The organism is Micromonospora sp. NPDC050187 (genome assembly GCF_044459745.1).
In the GTDB taxonomy this organism is placed as follows: Bacteria; Actinomycetota; Actinomycetes; order Mycobacteriales; family Micromonosporaceae; genus Micromonospora.
In genome coordinates, this window is record NZ_JBITJH010000002.1 from 19367 (window position 1) to 36088 (window position 16722).

The following is a 16722-nucleotide window of genomic DNA, read 5'->3' on the forward strand; positions in this document are numbered from 1 at the left end:
CCTGTGCGTCGTCGTGACCGTTGGCGTACGCCGTGTACCCGCCGCGTCCCCGGCCATGCCGCCCGGTCGGGCGGCAACGGCCTCCACGGCCGGCCCGGCGACGTCAGCGCGAGGCGCGGACCACGGTCACCGGGCAGTCACTGTGGTGCAGCACCGACTGGCTCACCGATCCGAGCAGCAGGCCGGTCAGTTCACCCCGGCCCCGCGCGCCCACCACCAGCAGCTGCGCCTGCCGGGACGCCTCCGTCAACGCCGGACCGGGCCGGGCGTGGACCACCTGCGGGGTCACCGGCACCTGCGGGTGCCGTTCGGCCAGCCCGGTCAGGGACTCGGCGAGCACCCGTTCCTCCTCGCCCCGCAGGGCCCCCTCCTCGTGCACCAGGGGCTGCATGTCCCCCGGCCGGGTGGACACCGGATGCCGGTAGGCGTGCACCGCCAGCAGCCCGGTGCCCCGCCATGCCGCCTGCTCGGCGGCGACCTGCACGGCCAGCCGGGACAGGTCGGAGCCGTCCACCCCGACGGCCACCGGACCGGTCGTCCGGTCGGCGCCCCGGACCACCAGCACCGGGCAGTCGGCGTACGCGGCGACCTGGATCGCCACCGACCCGACCAGCAGTGAGGTGAATCCGCCCAGGCCCCGGTCGCCGACGACGACCACGGTGGCGGTGACGGACTCGCCGAGCAGCACCGCGGCGGCGCCACCGTCGATGATCTCCCCGGTGACGGGTAGGTCCGCCACGGTCGCCCGGGCCTCGTCGACGGCCTCGCCGACGATCCGGTGGGCCTGCTGCCGCAGTCCGCTGCCCGGTGGCCCGCCGGCCGGTGGGGCACCGCTGACCCGCAGCAGCGGCCAGATGAACGCGTGGACCACGCGCAGCGGCCGGCCTCGCCGGTCGGCCTCCACGGCGGCCAGGCGCACCGCGCGCAGTCCCTGCGGTGATCCGTCCACCCCGACCACCACCGCCGCGCCGTCCGCCGAGTTCACCGCCGTGTCCCCTTCCGCGCCGTCCGGTCCGGCACGCCCGCCGGACGTGACGGGGCCGACCACCTCGGCCCAGTATCACGGCCGGGGCCGGTACGCCGTGGCGATACCGGTCAGGATGCCGGTCGGTACGCTGTCGGCCACCACAGTGGAGGGGGACGAGACGATGGCCGAGCCGACCGCGCCGAGCACTGCCCGGATGATCGACTTTTGGCTCGGCGGGAGTGACCATTTCCCGGTCGACGTGGCCGCCGCGCGCGCCTTCGAGCAGGCGTACGGGCCGTGCGCGCCGGTGTTCCGGTCGTTGCGGGCGTTCCTCGGCCGGGCGGTGCGGCACATCGCCGACGCCGGTGTGGATTCCTTCCTGGTCTTCGGCGCGGGTGTGCCGACCTGCGGCAACGTCCACGAGGTGGTGCCGGGGGCGACCGTCCTCTACACCGACGTGGACCCGGTGGCGGTCGAGATCGGGCAGCGCATGGTCGCCGGCCACGACCGGGTTGGCTACGGCTTCGCCGATGCCACCGACTCCGGTGGCAGTATCGACCCGGCACTGCGGCAGCGGTACCTTCCGGGCTGGGGCGACCGGCCGGTGGGGCTGGTCTTCCTCGGGCTGGCCGCGTTCCTCGACGACGACACCCTCGCCCGCACCCTCGACGACCTGTACGAGGCGGTGGCGCCGGGCAGTCGGCTCGCCGTCGACTTCGACACCGAGGAGCTCGCCGGCTACCCGGAGGCCCTGGCGATGATGGGTCCGGCGTTCCGGATGCGGCCGCCGGAGTCGTTCGCCCGGCTGCTGGGACGCTGGCAGCCGACCGCTGACGGCATCGTGCCGGTGGCCCGGTGGCGGCCGGAGGGCACCCCCGTGGCGGTGCCCGACGCGTTCTACGGGGCGGTGGCGGTGAAGCCCGCCGGGTGACCGCGGGCGAGGCGCCCGCGACGTCCTCCGTATGCTTGCTTGCCGTACGGCAACAGTTTCTCGGAGGCATCCATGCCGCAGGCGCCCGCACCGGTGTCGCGCGCGTTACGTCAGGCCCCACCCGACCGGCTGGTGGAGGTCGCCGACCGGCTCGTCCGCTCGTCGACCGGCGCGCTGCGGACGGACGTCTTCATCGCCGACTACCGGATCACCGGCCTGTGGCCGGTGCTCGACCCGACGCTGTCCGACGCCGGGCCGCTGCACGGCAAGGGTGGCGCACCCCGGTGCTTCCGCAGTCAGCAGCCGGTGCTCGACGACGCCGGGGACGGACGCTGCCAGCTGTGGCTGCCGCTGACGGTGTGGGGGGAACGGCTCGGGGTGCTGCTGGTGGAGCTGACCGCGCCGCCGGGGCCGGATCTGCTCGCCTGGACCGGTGAGGTCGCCGGGGACCTGGCGGTGGCGTTGCGCGCCGCCGACCGGGAGACCGACCGGTACCGTCGGGTGCGGCGGCGGGAGCGGCTGACCCTGGCCGCCGAGATGCAGTGGGACCTGCTGCCCGGACGCAGCCTCGACCACGCCGCGTTCCTGCTGGCCGGGCAGCTCGAACCGGCGTACTCCGTCGGCGGCGACCACTTCGACTGGTCGTTGGACACCGACCGGCTGACCGTGACGGTGCTCAACGGCACGGGCACTGGCCTGCCGGCGGCACTGTTGACCTCGGTGACCGTCAACGCGATGCGCAATGCCCGCCGTTCCGGTGGGAGTCTCGTCGAGCAGGCCGAGCTGGCCTCCGACACGATCTTCTACCAGCATCGGGGCAGCCGGCACGTGGCCACCCTGCTGCTGGAGGTGGACGTGCCCTCCGGGCGGGTGCGGGCCGTCGACGCCGGCTCGCCGCACCTGCTGCGGGCTCGCGCCGGAGTGGTGCAGCGGATCCCGTTGGAACAGCAGATGCCCCTGGGCATGTTTCCCGACACCCGCTACGAGCTGCAGGAGTTCGCCCTGGAGCCGGGGGACCGGCTGTTCGCGGTCAGCGACGGGGTCTACGCGGCGGACCCGGACGGCGCGGAGCCGTACGGGCGGCGGGCGATGGCCCGGGCCATGCGATCGACACGGCTGCAACCGGCGGCCGAGGCGGTTGGTACGGTGATGCGCGAACTGCACGCCTACCACGCTGACGCCGATCTGCGCGATGATGCGGTGGTCGTGTGCCTCGACTGGCGGGGACTTCCGCGCCGGGACGGGCGGGAGCAGTAGCCGAACGTGCGGGGACGACCCACACGGGACAATCGCAGGGGACATCGGGTGGAGCGACCTCCGAATCTGGCCGCGGCGGTCGAGGCTGCGGCCGGGTCTCTCGTCGGTGTGCTGGAGTCGGCCGCCTCCCGGCACAGCGTGTCGGTGCCGCCGACCCAGCTCCGCGTGCTGTCGATCATCACGGAGCGGCCGGGCACCAACGTCAACCGGTTGGCCGAGCTGCTGGACGTCGTACCGTCGTCGGCGAGTCGGCTCTGCGACCGGCTGGAGGCGACCGGGCTGGTGCGTCGGGTGGCCGACCCCCGGGACCGCCGCGAGGTCCACCTGGTGCCGACCCCGGCGGCGGAGAACCTGCTGCGGGAGATCAAGGAACGGCGGCACCGGGCGGTGCAGGCGGTCCTGGACCGGATGCCGAGCCGGGCGCAGCACGAGCTGCTGCTGGCCCTGTTGGCCTTCGGGCAGGCGGCGGCGCTCGGGGAACCGGTGCCCGCGCAGCGCGACCCGGCGGCCCGGACGGCCTGACGGCCCCGGCCCACCCGGTCATCCTAGGACGGGTTAGGCGACGTGTCGACCGGCACCCCTGCTCGACGTGCGCCGCTCACACCCCGCTCCAACGACCGGCACCACGGACCGGAGACGGGAGCCGGATATAGTGGCACCGCGAATCGGCGGCCCATGATCACCATGGGTCCGGGTTCACGTCAGCGCCCCGAGACGGGGCAGAGGGTGCCGGCGACCGCCGGCCCGGCAGCGCGCACGTCTCTCCGCAGCGCCCCGACCACCGGCCGGGCGTCGGACCGTGTCGCGGAGGGAGGTTCGGTGTCGCGTCGGCAGGCTCGGACGGGGCACGACCAGCCGTCCGGAGACACCGTCGACCAGTCGACGGACGCGGGCTCGCGGGTGTGGACCCTGCCGAACCTGATCAGCTTCGTCCGGCTGCTCGGGGTGCCGCTCTTCCTCTACCTGTTCCTCGCCGTCGAGGCCGACGTCGCCGCGATCGTGGTGCTGGCGATCGGCGGCACCACCGACTGGGTCGACGGATGGGTGGCCCGCCGGCTACGTCAGGTGAGCCGGCTGGGGGAGCTGCTCGACCCGTTCGCCGACCGCCTCTACATCCTCGCCACCCTGCTCGCGTTCACCGCGCGGGAGGTGGTGCCGTGGCAGTTCACCGCCGCGCTGCTCGGCCGGGAACTGCTGCTCCTCGGCGCCCTCGCGGTGCTGCGCCGCCACGGCTACGGGCCACCGCCGGTGCACTACGTGGGCAAGACGGCCACGTTCGTGCTGCTGGCCGCGTTCCCGATCCTGCTGCTCGCCACGACCACCCCGGCGGTGGCGACGGCCGCCGCGGCGATCGGCTGGGGCCTGGCCTGGTGGGGGCTGGTCCTCTACTGGGTGGCCGGCGCGTTCTACGTGGTGCAGGCCGGCCAGCTGGTGCGACGTGGTCGCGGAGCCGCCGCATGACCGGATCCCCACGTGACGGGGACGACCGTGACCCCCGCCACGGCGGCGGCCGTGGCGACCGTGTCTTCGCGCCGGACTTCCTCACCGAGCTGTTCCGCAACCCCCTCGACCACGGTTACGCCGACGCGGCGGCGCGACGGCGGGTGGAACCGCCGTCGCCGGCCCGGGTCCGGTCGGGGCGGGTGGTCAGCGCGGTGGTGCTGGTGGCGTTGGGGTTCCTGTTCGCGGTGGCCTACCGGCAGACCGTCGCGGAGGAACCCGACCGCAGTCAGGCCCGGTCGGGGCTGGTGAGTCAGATCCGGGAACGGCAGGAGGAGACCGACCGGTTGACCCGTCGTGCCGAGCAGTTACGCGAGGAGGTCACCCGGCAGCGGGACGCGGCGTTGACCCGCAGTGCCGCGGCCCGGCTGCGGGACCTGGAGGCGACGACCGGGCTGGGCCGGGTCCGGGGGGACGGCCTGGTGGTGCAGCTCGCCGACGCCCCCGGCAACCAGGACGCGGTCACCGGCGCCGGTGGTCCCGGGCCGGGGCGGGTGCTGTACCGGGACCTGCAAATGGTGGCGAACGCGTTGTGGGCGGCGGGCGCGGAGGCCATCGCGGTCAACGACCAGCGGCTGACCTCGACGTCGACGATCCGTTCGGCCGGCGAGGCGATCCTGGTGGACTTCCGGCCGGTGACCGGCCCGTACCGGGTCTCGGCGATCGGACCGGACGGGATGCGCCGCCAGTTCGAGGCGAGCACCACCGCGGCGCTGCTGCGGCGGGTCGCCGACGAGACCGGGTTGTCGTTCGGGTCACGGGATGCCGATGACCTGACGTTGCCGGAGGCGGCCACCAACTCGCAGTTGCGCTACGCCAGCCCACCGGTGACGCCGTCGCCGTCGCCGTCCCCGTCGTCGTCGACGGCGGGTTCCTCCAGTGTTCCCCGGCCGTCCGGTTCGGGAACGTCGTCTCCCAGCCCCTCCGGAGGTGGCCGATGATCGCGGTGCTGGCGTTGATCGCCGGTGTGGTGCTCGGGGTGTACCTGGACCCCACCGTTCCCGCCGGCTTGCAGCCGTACCTGCCGATCGCCGTGGTCGCGGCGTTGGACGCGGTCTTCGGCGGGGTGCGCGCGAAGCTGGACCGGATCTTCGACGACAAGCAGTTCGTCGTGTCGTTCATCTCCAACGTGCTGGTCGCCGGGCTGATCGTGTACCTGGGTGACCAGTTGGGGGTGGGCGGGCAGCTCTCCACCGGTGTGGTGGTCGTCCTGGGCGTGCGGATCTTCGGCAACGTGGCGGCGATCCGCCGGCACCTGTTCCGGGCGTAGGTTGGTGGGCGATGAGCGACGAGCAGAGTGACACCGGCACCGGCTGGCCCGAGCCGACCGGGCCGTCCCGGCCCACCGGTCCGGCGGCGGAGCCGGATCCGCGTCCCGACGCCCCCGACCCGGACGAGACCGTGCCGCTGCGGAGCGAACCGCAGCGGGAGCGGACCGGCCCTGACGGCGACCGTCCGGACGGTGAGGAGGCCACCGTCGACCTGAGCCGTTCGGTGGCGGCAGGTGACGGGCCGCGGGCCGCGTCGAGGAAGCGGATGAGTTCCGCGTCGGTGATGATCGCGGTGCTGCTGGCGTTGCTGGGGTTCACCCTGGTGGTGCAGTTGAAGACCACGTCGACCGATCCGACCCTGTCGGCGGCCCGGCAGGAGGACCTGGTGCGGATCCTCTCCGACCTGGATGCCCGGGAGAACCGGCTGCGGCAGGACATCGCCGAGCTGGAGGAGAGCCAGCGGCAGTTGGCCTCGGGCGCGCAGGGGCGGGAGGCGGCGCTGGAGGAGGCGGCGCGGCGCGCCGACGAGCTGGGGATTCTGGCGGGGACGTTGCCGGCGACCGGGCCGGGGTTGACGATCCGGATCAGCGGCGGGAGCAGGTCGATCCCGGCGAGTCGGGTTCTCGACGCGGTGCAGGAGTTGCGGGGCGCGGGCGCGGAGGCGATGCAGATCTCCGGTGGGGTCGGATCGCCGGTGCGGATCATCGCGTCGACGTATTTCCTGGACGGCGAGGGCGGTGGCCTGGTGGTCGACGGGCGGCGGATGACCGGGCCGTATTCGATCACGGTGATCGGTGACCCGGCGACGATGCGAACCGCCTTGAACATTCCCGGCGGGGTGGCCGCATCGATCAAGGGTGACGGCGGTAACGTGAGCTTTGAGGATCGTGAGGTTGCCGAGGTTTCGGCACTGCACGAACCGATCACGTTGGAACACGCCCGTCCGGTCTCCTGACCGGTGGGCGGCGCCGGGTTTCGTCCCGGCGCGCCGATTGGTCAGTACGAGGACGAAGGACGCGTCTGGTGATTCCTGAGGACCTGCGATACACCGCCGAGCACGAGTGGGTGGCGGGTGACGGCAGCGGCCCGGTCCGGGTCGGCATCACCCACTATGCCCAGGACGCGTTGGGTGACATCGTGTACGTCCAGTTGCCGGACGAGGGTGCGGTGGTGGCGGCCGGTGAGCCGCTGGGCGAGATCGAGTCGACCAAGAGCGTGTCGGAGATCTACGCGCCGGTGAGCGGGACGGTGTCGGCGCGCAACGAGGCGCTCGGCGACACGCCCGAGGTGATCAACACCGATCCGTACGGTGCGGGTTGGTTGTTGGAGATCCGGCCGGACGATCCCGGTGCGGTGGCGGGTCTGCTGACCTCGGGCGCGTACCAGGATCTCATCGGGGGCTGAGTCCTCCGATCCGGATCGTGGGGTGTTCCCGCGCGTCCGGTTGCCCTGCATTTCGGCGCTGGCTAGGCTCGCCCAGTCGACCGAGAAACCAAATAGTTGAGCGTCGTGGAGAATTGCCTTCCCGGGCCCGGGGAGCCAGCCGCCGGGTGTTCCTGAGCCCGGCGGCCAACACCGGTCTCCACCCGACGCCGACCGAACAGATCCGTGAGGTGGTCCCATGACGCGCCCAGACGACGAGTTCCCCCCACTCGACGTCACGTCGACGCTCAATCTCGGTTCGCTCGACGAAGTTCTCGAGGGTCCGGACACCGACGTGGTGCCGAGCCGGATGTCCGGTTCACTGCCGCCGGGTATGGCGTTGCTGGTGGTCCGTCGCGGTCCGAACGCCGGTGCCCGGTTCCTGTTGGACCATGACGTGACGACAAGTGGCCGGCACCCGGACAGTGACATCTTCCTCGACGACGTGACGGTGTCACGGCGGCACGCCGAGTTCCACCGCGACAGCGGCACGTTCACCGTGCGGGACGTGGGGAGCCTGAACGGCACGTACGTCAACCGGGAGCGGGTGGAGGCGGCGACGCTGAGCAACGGTGACGAGGTGCAGATCGGTAAGTTCCGGGTCGTGTTCATCGCCGGTCCGCGCCCGGAGGAGGAGGCCGGCCGGGGGTGAACGAGCCTGCGGCCTCCATGCCGCCCGGGGCGGCCCGGTCCCAACCGCTGATGAGTATCGGCGAGGTGCTGGCCCAGTTGCGGGTGGAGTTTCCCGACACCACGATTTCGAAGCTGCGGTTCCTCGAGGCCGAGGGCCTGGTGGAGCCGCAGCGCACACCGGCGGGTTACCGGAAGTACAGCTGGGACGACGTGGCCCGGCTGCGGTTCGTGCTGACGGCACAGCGGGATCAGTACCTGCCCTTGCGGGTGATCCGTGAGCAGTTGGCCGAGTGGGACTCCTCGCCGGACGGCGCGGGCCGGCCGCGACCGACGTTGGTCGCGGTGGGCCCGGGCGGTGAGGTGCCCAACCGCGCGCCGGCGGAACCGGAGCAGGTCGAGTCCGCGTCGGTGCGGCTGAGCCGTACCGACCTGGTGGCCCGCAGCGGGATCGAGGAGTCCACCCTGGGTGAGCTGGAACGGCTCGGGGTGGTGGTGTCGAGTCCGCCGGGCTGGTACGACGGGGACGCTCTGATCATCGCGCGGGCGGTGGCGGGGCTGGCGGCGTACGGGCTCGAGCCTCGGCATCTGCGGGCCTTCCGGACGGCGGCGGACCGGGAGGCGGGTTTGTTCGCGCAGTTGCTGTTGCCGTTGGCGCGGCAGAGCGACCCGGCGGCGCGGGCCCGGGCGGCGGAGACCGCCCGGGAGTTGGTGGCGTTGTCGCAGCAGTTGCACGCGGCGTTGGTCCGGGTGGGGCTGCGGTCGACGTTGGGTGGCCGCTGAGGGATGGCGGCAGAGATCTGCTCCAGGGAGCGTGCCGTAGGCTTCCTGGGGTAATCCCTCCCCGGCGCGGGTGCGGCGGGCGCGGTGCGCGCGGGACGCTCGTCTCGGGGTCCGTGTACCGTGCAGGGAAGGGCGCGGTGCGGCGTAGGTGACAACGACACGGAGGCGGCGGTGCGCGAGCTGAGCGTGGTCGGAGTTCGGGTGGAGCTGCCCACCAATCAGCCGATCGTCCTGCTCAGAGAGGTTGAGGGGGACCGCTATCTGCCGATCTGGATCGGCGCGGTCGAGGCGACGGCGATCGCCTACGAGCAGCAGGGTGTGAAGACGGCCCGGCCGTTGACGCACGATCTGCTGCGGGACGTGCTGGCGGCGTTGAAGGCGCCGTTGCGGGCGGTGGAGATCACCGAGCTGAAGGAGAACGTCTTCTACGCCGATCTGCTGATCGGTGACGGGGTGCGGGTGTCGGCGCGGCCGAGCGATTCGATCGCGTTGGCGTTGCGGGTCGGCGCGCCGATTCGTTGTGCCGAGCAGGTCCTCAGCGAGGCGGGGATCGTGATTCCCGACGAGCAGGAGGACGAGGTGGAGAAGTTCCGGGAGTTCCTGGAGCAGGTCCGTCCGGAGGACTTCGCCGGCTGAGCCGGTCGGAACCGGGGGTGTTCCAGCCGGGTGTCGGTGGAGTTGCCCGTCGTCACGGTCCGTGATATATGGGTGATCGTTCGGCGTGTCGCGACGCGCGTGCCCGGTAACGTCTGAACCCCGCTATAAGGTTGCCGTGTCGAGGGGTGCACGTCCCGGAAACGACGTGTCACCGCACGGGCGGGGAGGTTGTCGGGATGCACGGGCCGCGAGATTCAGATCCGGGTACGGCGCCGCAGGGCCTCGGTGAGGTGTCGCCACCGATGGCGACGGAGGGTGACGACTCGGTGGGTTACCGGGGCGTGACCGCCTGCGCGGCGGTGGGCATCAGCTATCGGCAGTTGGACTACTGGGCCCGTACGACGCTTGTGGTGCCGAGCGTGCGGGACGCGTCGGGTTCGGGGACGCAGCGGCTCTACTCCTTCCGCGACCTGGTGGTGTTGAAGGTCGTGAAGCGGTTGCTGGACGCCGGGGTGTCCCTCCAGAACATCCGTAAGGCGATCGAGGCGTTGCGGTCGCGTGGGGTCGGTGACCTGGCGGGCATCACGTTGATCTCGGACGGGACGACGGTGTACGAGTGCCGTTCCCCGGAGGAGGTGGTCGACCTGTTGCAGGGCGGCCAGGGCGTGTTCGGCATCGCGATCGGTGGCGCCTTCAAGGAGATCCAGGGTTCGTTGTCGCACCTGCCGGCGGAGCCGGCGGTGCCCGGCCCGGCGGAGCCGACGGAGCCGGCGGCGGGGGACGAACTGGCGGCGCGGCGGGCCCGACGTCAGGCGGGTTGAGGGGGCCGGAGGGCCAGGCCGTCCGGGACAGGGGAGACGGGAAGCCGACAGGCCGGGCGCGGGTCGTCCGGGCGGACACGCTATGGTCCGTCACACGGTCAGCCGGTGAGGCCCGAACGGCTTATGCCAGCTGGCCGCCCGTTGGTCCGCGATGTCCTTCGCGCGGATCCCCTCCCTTCTGGAAGGATTGACCGTGACGGTTACCGAGCAGTCCATTCCCTCGCACTACGACCGCATCGGCGGCGCGGCGGCCGTCAAGGCCGCCGTCGAGGTGTTCTACGACCGGGTGCTCGCCGACCCGGAGCTGGCCGGCTACTTCACCGACATCGACATGGTGGGGCAGCGTCGGCACCTGGCGTTGATGCTGACCGTGGTGCTGGGCGGCCCGAACGAGTACGCCGGTCGGGGGCTGGCCGAGGCGCACCAGCCGTTGGGTATTCCCCAGGCGCACTACGCGCTCGTCGGTGCCCACCTGCTGGCCACGTTGACGCAGCTGGGTGTGCCGGAGGACGTGCAGGACCACGTGCGGGCGGTGTTGGTTCAGGTGCAGGACCAGGTGGTGGCCGACGGATCCCGCTCGGGCGTCTGAGCGTGGACGTCGCACGGCTCAAGCAGAGCTGGAACCTGGTCGCCGCGCACGGCGACCAGGTTCCGCTCTACTTCTACTCGGCGCTGTTCCTGTCCCATCCCGAGACCCGGCAGATGTTCCCGACGAACATGGCCGGTCAGCGGGACCGGCTGGTGACGGCGCTGGGCCACATAGTGTCCAATGTGGACCAGGTGGACCGGTTGACCGGCTTCCTGCGGGATCTCGGCGCGGACCACCGGAAGTTCGCGGTGCGCCCGGAGCACTATCCGGCGGTCGGTGAGGCGTTGCTGACCACCCTGCGGCACTTCCTCGGTGACCAGTGGACCGAGGACCTGGCCCGGGACTGGGCGAGCGCGTACCAACTGGTGTCCCAGGTGATGATCGACGCGGCGCAGGCGGCGGAGCAGGTCCACCCGCCGTGGTGGGTGGCGGAGATCGTCGGGCACGAACGGCGGACCTTCGACGTGGCGGTGCTGACGTTGCGTCCGCAGTACCTGCTGCCGTTCACGCCGGGCCAGTCGATCGGGGTGTCCCATCCGGCGGTGCGGGCCTGGCGGTACTACTCCCCGGCGAACGCGCCCCGCCCGGACGGCACCATCGAGTTGCACGTGCGGGCCGCCCCGGGCGGGGCGGTGAGTTCCCGGTTGGTGTACGGGTGCGCGGTGGGCGACCACGTCCACCTGGCGGCCCCGGTGGGGGACCGGTTGACGCTCTGGGCGGCGGGTGGAGCTGACCTGCTGCTGCTGGCTTCCGGTACCGGATGGGCGCCGGTCAAGGCCCTTGTGGAGCAGGTGGCTGCGGAGGGTTCCCACCGGCGGGTGGACCTGTATCTGGGGGCCCGGTCGCGGCTGGAGTTCTACGACACCGACACGGTCGACAAGCTCACGGCGGCGTACCCGTGGTTGACGGTGACGTCCGTGATGGGGGTCGACCCACGTCGGCCGGGGGAGTTGACGTACCCGGTGGACCGGGCGATGGCCGACGGTGACTGGCGGTCCCGGCACGTGTACGTGTGTGGTTCGGACGAGATGGTGGGGCGTACGGTGCAGACCCTGTCACGGGCCGGCTACCACGCCGGTCAGGTGCACCACGAGGGGCTGGGCCGGTACTGGTACGGCCCGGCGTGGCGCACGGCGGTGGAGTCGTCGCCCCAGGACGATTCCGGAGGTGCCCGGTGAACACGACCCCGATCGGCAGTTACGAGGGTGTGCCGGTGCCCGGGAGCGGGCCGCAGGTGCGGTTGACCGCGGACCGGGTGCGGCGGTGGGAGTTCGCGACAGGGTCGTTCACCCGTCGCGGCTACGACCACCAGGACGTGGACCGGTTCCGGGTGCAGGTCGCCGACGAGTTGGACCTGCTGTCCGCGCAGCTCGCGCACCTGCGCGCGGAGAACGAGCGACTCAACGACCGGGTGGAGCTGCACCGGCACGGGGTGATCCCCAGCGCCGGTCCGGCGATGCCGGCGGCCAAGGAGGTGAACCTGCTCTCGGCCGCGCAGCGCGAGGCGGAGCAGATCATCGCCCAGGCCCACGACTACGCCCGGCGGGTCGCCGAGTACGCCCGCATGCAGTACGACAGCTACGTGCAGGCCGCCGCGGAGGAGGCCCGGCAGGAGGCGGAACGGGCGGTGCAGGACTACCGCCGTACGGCCGGGCCGGACTTCGACGACTCGGTGGCCACCCGGGAGGCCCTGCGGATCTACGGCGAGATGATGATCTCGCACATGCAGGCGGCGGCCCGTCAGCTCGACGACGGCAGCAGCCAGTTGGCCCGGACGATGGACCGGCTGGTGGGGGCGGCCGGTGCCGGTCCGGCGGTGGCCGCCGCGGGAGGCGCGCCCGCGTTGCCGCGGCAGCAGCCGCCCGCCGCGCCACGGTGACGCGCGGGGGTCGGCCCGGACGCGGGTCGACCCCCGCACGTCCCGGTCGCCACGGGCACGGTGGCTGAGGCAGCATGGACGGGTGACGGAGCAGGTCGACGCGGTGGCCGAGCTGGTGGCCGCCGGTGGTGTGGTGGTGCTCAGCGGCGCGGGGCTGTCCACCGAGTCGGGGATCCCCGACTACCGGGGGCCCGGCGGGGTGGCGCGCCGGCACACCCCGATGACGTACCAGACGTTCACCGGTGACACCGCCGCGCGGCGCCGCTACTGGGCGCGCAGCCACCTGGGGTGGCGGCTGATCGCCCGGGCCGCGCCGAACGACGGGCACCGGGCGGTGGCCCGGTTGCAGCACGCGGGCCTGGTGGACGCGGTGATCACCCAGAACGTCGACGGCCTGCACACCGCGGCGGGCAGCCCCGGGGTGGTGGAGCTGCACGGTCGCCTCGACGAGGTGGTCTGCCTGGACTGCGGGAACCTCACCTCGCGGGAGGAACTGGACCGGCGGCTCCGGGAGGCGAACCCGGGGTTCACGGCGGCGGTCACGGCGGTCAACCCGGACGGTGACGTGGAACTCCCCGACGCGGCGGTGGCCGCGTTCCGGGTGGTGGACTGCGCGTTCTGCCGTACCGGCATGCTCAAGCCCGACGTGGTGTTCTTCGGCGAGACGGTGCCGGCGTCCCGGGTGGCCCGCTGCTTCGATCTGGTGGAACAGGCCCGGCTGCTGCTGGTGCTCGGGTCGTCGCTGACGGTGATGTCGGGTCGCCGGTTCGTGCTGCGGGCGGCGAAACGGGATGTTCCGGTGGTGATCGTCAACCAGGGGCCGACGCGGGGCGACGGGTACGCGGCGGTGACGGTCGACGCGCCGCTGGGGCGGTTCCTGCCCGCCCTGGCCGGCCGGCTGGTGGCCGCGCCGGTCGACGTGGTGTCCTGACCCCGCACGGGTGGGGTACGCCACCACCGCCGGGCGCCACGGACGCTGGTAGCGTGGACCATGCCGGTACCACCCACGGGGGAGAGACCGCGCGGGCGTCGTCCCGCCGCGGCGCCGAAGGGGCAACCCCTCCCCGGAACCTCTCAGGCAAAAGGACCTCGTGGGCAGGCACTGTGGAGCGCTGTGCGGGCGCGACAGAGGGGGAGGCCGATCCGTCGACCTGGCCCCCGGGGAGCACAGCCCATGACCGTAGAGCAGTTCGTCGCCCGTCACATCGGCCCCGACCCGGACAGTGAGCGCCGGATGTTGGAGACGGTGGGTTACGGCTCCGTCGAGGAGTTGATGGACGCGGCGATCCCCGAGGTGATCCGCTGGCACGGCACCCTGGACCTGCCGGCCCCGGCCAGCGAGCGGGAGGCGATCGCCGAGCTGCGGGCCCTCGCCGCGCGGAACACCGTCGCGGTGTCGATGATCGGGCTGGGGTACCACGGCACGCACACCCCGGCGGTGATCCGCCGTAACGTGCTGGAGAACCCGGCCTGGTACACCGCCTACACCCCGTACCAGCCGGAGATCAGCCAGGGCCGCCTGGAGGCGCTGCTGAACTTCCAGACCATGGTGACCGACCTGACCGGCCTGGCCACCGCGAACGCCTCGATGCTCGACGAGGGCACCGCCGCGGCGGAGGCCATGACCCTGGCCCGCCGCGCCACGAGGACGAAGAGCAACGTGTACGTGGTCGACGCGGACACCCTGCCGCAGACCGTCGCGGTGATCGCCGGCCGGGCCGAGCCGCTCGGCATCGAGGTGCGGGTCGTCGACGTCGACGTCGACGAGCTGCCCGCGGAGTTCTTCGGCCTGCACCTGCAGTACCCGGGGGCGTCCGGCGCGGTACGGGACCACGCCCCCCTGGTCGCGGCGGCGCACGCCGCCGGTGCGTTGGTGACGGTCGCGGCGGACCTGCTGGCGTTGACGCTGCTGCGCGCGCCGGGTGAGATCGGCGCGGACATCGCCGCCGGCACGACCCAGCGGTTCGGGGTGCCGATGGGCTTCGGTGGCCCGCACGCCGGCTACCTGGCGGTCCGTTCCGGCCTGGAGCGGATGCTGCCGGGCCGCCTGGTGGGGGTGTCCCGCGACGCCGCCGGCGACCCCGCGTACCGGCTGGCGTTGCAGACCCGCGAGCAGCACATCCGTCGGGAGAAGGCGACCAGCAACATCTGCACCGCGCAGGTGCTGCTGGCCGTGATGGCCGGCATGTACGCCGTCTACCACGGCCCGGACGGGCTGCGGGAGATCGCGTCGCGGACCCACGGCATGGCGGCGCGGCTGGCGGCCGGGTTGCGTGCCGGTGGGGTGGCCGTCGCGGACGTGCCGTTCTTCGACACGGTGTGCGCGCACGTGCCGGGGCGGGCCGCGCAGGTGGTCGCGAAGGCCGCCGAGCGGGGGGTGAACCTGCGGCTGGTCGACGCCGACCGGGTGGGGATCTCCTGCGACGAGACGACCACCGGCGTGCACCTGGAGGCGGTGTGGGCGGCGTTCGGGGTGGAGCCGGTGACCGGTGCGGTGGACACGGCGCTGCCGGCCGCGCTGGCGCGTGCCGGCGACATCCTCACCCACCCGGTGTTCCACCGCCACCACTCGGAGACGGCGATGCTGCGTTACCTGCGTCGCCTCGCGGACTTCGACTACGCCCTGGACCGGGGCATGATCCCGCTGGGGTCGTGCACGATGAAGCTGAACGCCACCACCGAGATGGAGCCGGTGAGCTGGCCGGAGTTCGCCCACCTGCACCCGTTCGCGCCGGCGGCGCAGACCGCCGGGTACCGCGACCTGGTTGCCCAGCTGGAGGGCTGGCTGGCGGAGGTGACCGGCTACGACGCGGTGAGCGTGCAGCCCAACGCCGGTTCGCAGGGAGAGCTGGCGGGACTGCTGGCGATCCGTTCGTACCACCGCAGCCGCTCCGAGGAGCACCGGGACGTGTGTCTGATCCCGTCGTCGGCGCACGGCACGAACGCGGCGAGCGCGGTGATGGCCGGGATGCGCGTGGTGGTGGTCGGCTGCGACGCCGACGGCAACGTGGACCTGGTCGACCTCGACGCGAAGATCGACAAGCACCGGGACGCCCTCGCGGCGATCATGGTGACGTACCCGTCGACGCACGGCGTGTACGAGACGGGCATCGCGCAGCTCTGCGCGAAGGTCCACGACGCCGGTGGTCAGGTGTACGTCGACGGGGCGAACCTCAACGCCCTGGTCGGCTACGCCAAGCCCGGCCGGTTCGGGGCGGACGTGTCGCACCTGAACCTGCACAAGACGTTCTGCATCCCGCACGGCGGGGGTGGTCCGGGCGTCGGGCCGGTGGCGGTGCGGGCGCACCTGGCGCCGTTCCTGCCCGGTGACCCGGTCGGCGGGCACGACGCCGACCGGCCGGCGGTGTCGGCGGCCCGGTACGGGTCGGCGGGCATCCTGCCGATCCCGTGGGCGTACCTGCGGATGATGGGCGCCGAGGGGCTGACCCGGGCCACCGGCGTGGCGGTCCTCGCGGCGAACTACGTGGCGGTGCGGCTGCGCGGCCACTTCCCGGTGCTGTACGCCGGCAACAAGGGCCTGGTGGCGCACGAATGCATCCTGGACCTGCGGCCGTTGACGAAGGCGACCGGGGTGAGCGTGGACGACGTGGCCAAGCGGCTGATCGACTACGGGTTCCACGCGCCGACGATGTCGTTCCCGGTGGCGGGCACGCTGATGGTGGAGCCGACCGAGAGCGAGGACCTGGCCGAACTGGACCGGTTCTGCGACGCGATGATCGCCATCCGGGCGGAGATCGACCGGGTGGGGTCGGGGGAGTGGCCGGCGGGGGACAACCCGCTGTCGAACGCCCCGCACACGGCGGCGATGGTGTCGGCCGACGAGTGGCCGCACCCGTACCCGAGGTCGGTGGGCGCGTACCCGGCCGGCGTGGACCGGATGGGACGGTACTGGCCGCCGGTGCGGCGGGTCGACGGAGCGTACGGCGACCGGAACCTGGTGTGTTCGTGTCCGGCGCCGGAGGCGTTCGCCGAGTGAGCCGGACCGCGCCGGAGCGGTGATGACGCCGCCCCGGCCGGTGTGGCGCGTGTTCCGGGGTCTAGCCTGGACCAGCGC

Annotated in this window: 18 protein-coding genes and 1 riboswitch; of the genes, 17 read left to right on the forward strand and 1 reads right to left on the reverse strand. The window is 72.6% G+C overall.

What is annotated here, in order from left to right:
- Positions 1-103: 103 nt before the first annotated feature.
- Positions 104-985: a universal stress protein gene (locus ACIBJE_RS03320; RefSeq protein ID WP_396742291.1), complete on the reverse strand. Its 882-nt coding sequence runs from the start codon at positions 983-985 to the stop codon at positions 104-106.
- Positions 986-1100: 115 nt separating this feature from the next.
- Here ACIBJE_RS03320 and ACIBJE_RS03325 point away from each other — a divergent pair, with 115 nt between their 5' ends.
- The 17 genes from ACIBJE_RS03325 (at position 1101) to gcvP (ending at position 16644) form a co-directional block, all read left to right on the forward strand.
- Positions 1101-1898 (forward strand): SAM-dependent methyltransferase, encoded by a 798-nt coding sequence (locus ACIBJE_RS03325; RefSeq protein ID WP_396742293.1) that lies wholly within the window; start codon positions 1101-1103, stop codon positions 1896-1898.
- Between the two features lie 72 nt (positions 1899-1970).
- Positions 1971-3155 (forward strand): PP2C family protein-serine/threonine phosphatase, encoded by a 1185-nt coding sequence (locus tag ACIBJE_RS03330; protein WP_396742295.1) that lies wholly within the window; start codon positions 1971-1973, stop codon positions 3153-3155.
- Between the two features lie 48 nt (positions 3156-3203).
- Entirely contained in the window at positions 3204-3677 is a 474-nt protein-coding gene (locus tag ACIBJE_RS03335) for a MarR family transcriptional regulator (RefSeq protein WP_396742297.1), read from the forward strand.
- Between the two features lie 297 nt (positions 3678-3974).
- Complete coding sequence (locus tag ACIBJE_RS03340; RefSeq protein WP_396742299.1) at positions 3975-4616, forward strand: CDP-alcohol phosphatidyltransferase family protein; 642 nt, start codon at positions 3975-3977, stop codon at positions 4614-4616.
- Complete coding sequence (locus ACIBJE_RS03345) at positions 4613-5596, forward strand: DUF881 domain-containing protein (protein WP_396742301.1); 984 nt, start codon at positions 4613-4615, stop codon at positions 5594-5596. The genes ACIBJE_RS03340 and ACIBJE_RS03345 overlap by 4 nt, the downstream gene beginning before the upstream one ends.
- The gene (locus ACIBJE_RS03350; RefSeq protein WP_088983906.1) at positions 5593-5925 is read left to right on the forward strand and encodes a small basic family protein; all 333 of its coding nucleotides are present in this window, start codon (positions 5593-5595) and stop codon (positions 5923-5925) included. Before ACIBJE_RS03345 ends, ACIBJE_RS03350 begins: the two co-directional genes overlap by 4 nt.
- Before the next feature lie 11 nt (positions 5926-5936).
- A complete protein-coding gene (locus tag ACIBJE_RS03355) occupies positions 5937-6881 on the forward strand; it encodes a DUF881 domain-containing protein (protein ID WP_396742304.1) in 945 nt (314 codons plus the stop codon).
- Between the two features lie 68 nt (positions 6882-6949).
- Positions 6950-7330: a glycine cleavage system protein GcvH gene (gene gcvH, locus ACIBJE_RS03360; protein WP_396742306.1), complete on the forward strand. Its 381-nt coding sequence runs from the start codon at positions 6950-6952 to the stop codon at positions 7328-7330.
- A 217-nt stretch (positions 7331-7547) separates the two neighbouring features.
- The gene (locus ACIBJE_RS03365; protein ID WP_088983909.1) at positions 7548-8000 is read left to right on the forward strand and encodes an FHA domain-containing protein; all 453 of its coding nucleotides are present in this window, start codon (positions 7548-7550) and stop codon (positions 7998-8000) included.
- A gap of 50 nt (positions 8001-8050) precedes the next feature.
- Complete coding sequence (locus ACIBJE_RS03370) at positions 8051-8761, forward strand: MerR family transcriptional regulator (protein WP_396743457.1); 711 nt, start codon at positions 8051-8053, stop codon at positions 8759-8761.
- A gap of 171 nt (positions 8762-8932) precedes the next feature.
- Positions 8933-9397, forward strand: coding sequence for a bifunctional nuclease family protein (locus tag ACIBJE_RS03375; RefSeq protein ID WP_088983911.1), 465 nt, complete (start codon positions 8933-8935; stop codon positions 9395-9397).
- Positions 9398-9594: 197 nt separating this feature from the next.
- Positions 9595-10179: a MerR family transcriptional regulator gene (locus ACIBJE_RS03380; protein ID WP_396742309.1), complete on the forward strand. Its 585-nt coding sequence runs from the start codon at positions 9595-9597 to the stop codon at positions 10177-10179.
- A 193-nt stretch (positions 10180-10372) separates the two neighbouring features.
- A complete protein-coding gene (locus ACIBJE_RS03385) occupies positions 10373-10768 on the forward strand; it encodes a group 1 truncated hemoglobin (protein ID WP_396742311.1) in 396 nt (131 codons plus the stop codon).
- A 2-nt stretch (positions 10769-10770) separates the two neighbouring features.
- Complete coding sequence (locus tag ACIBJE_RS03390; protein ID WP_396742313.1) at positions 10771-11946, forward strand: globin domain-containing protein; 1176 nt, start codon at positions 10771-10773, stop codon at positions 11944-11946.
- Positions 11943-12647, forward strand: a complete 705-nt coding sequence (locus ACIBJE_RS03395; protein ID WP_396742315.1) for a DivIVA domain-containing protein — start codon at positions 11943-11945, stop codon at positions 12645-12647. The genes ACIBJE_RS03390 and ACIBJE_RS03395 overlap by 4 nt, the downstream gene beginning before the upstream one ends.
- A gap of 82 nt (positions 12648-12729) precedes the next feature.
- On the forward strand, positions 12730-13578 hold the full coding sequence (locus ACIBJE_RS03400) for an NAD-dependent protein deacetylase (protein WP_396742317.1): 849 nt from the start codon (positions 12730-12732) through the stop codon (positions 13576-13578).
- A gap of 68 nt (positions 13579-13646) precedes the next feature.
- A riboswitch (glycine riboswitch) is annotated at positions 13647-13747 on the forward strand.
- 74 nt (positions 13748-13821) lie between these two features.
- Positions 13822-16644, forward strand: a complete 2823-nt coding sequence (gcvP, locus tag ACIBJE_RS03405; RefSeq protein ID WP_396742319.1) for an aminomethyl-transferring glycine dehydrogenase — start codon at positions 13822-13824, stop codon at positions 16642-16644.
- Positions 16645-16722: the final 78 nt, after the last annotated feature.

Bases quoted from the DNA above. Each gene is read 5' to 3' on its own strand.
- ACIBJE_RS03325 (WP_396742293.1), top strand. From the start codon at position 1,101: ATGCCGGTCGGTACGCTGTCGGCCACCACAGTGGAGGGGGACGAGACG.
- ACIBJE_RS03330 (WP_396742295.1), top strand. From the start codon at position 1,971: ATGCCGCAGGCGCCCGCACCGGTGTCGCGCGCGTTACGTCAGGCCCCA.
- ACIBJE_RS03345 (WP_396742301.1), top strand. From the start codon at position 4,613: ATGACCGGATCCCCACGTGACGGGGACGACCGTGACCCCCGCCACGGC.
- ACIBJE_RS03350 (WP_088983906.1), top strand. From the start codon at position 5,593: ATGATCGCGGTGCTGGCGTTGATCGCCGGTGTGGTGCTCGGGGTGTAC.
- ACIBJE_RS03355 (WP_396742304.1), top strand. From the start codon at position 5,937: ATGAGCGACGAGCAGAGTGACACCGGCACCGGCTGGCCCGAGCCGACC.
- ACIBJE_RS03365 (WP_088983909.1), top strand. From the start codon at position 7,548: ATGACGCGCCCAGACGACGAGTTCCCCCCACTCGACGTCACGTCGACG.
- ACIBJE_RS03370 (WP_396743457.1), top strand. From the start codon at position 8,051: ATGAGTATCGGCGAGGTGCTGGCCCAGTTGCGGGTGGAGTTTCCCGAC.
- ACIBJE_RS03380 (WP_396742309.1), top strand. From the start codon at position 9,595: ATGCACGGGCCGCGAGATTCAGATCCGGGTACGGCGCCGCAGGGCCTC.
- gcvP (WP_396742319.1), top strand. From the start codon at position 13,822: ATGACCGTAGAGCAGTTCGTCGCCCGTCACATCGGCCCCGACCCGGAC.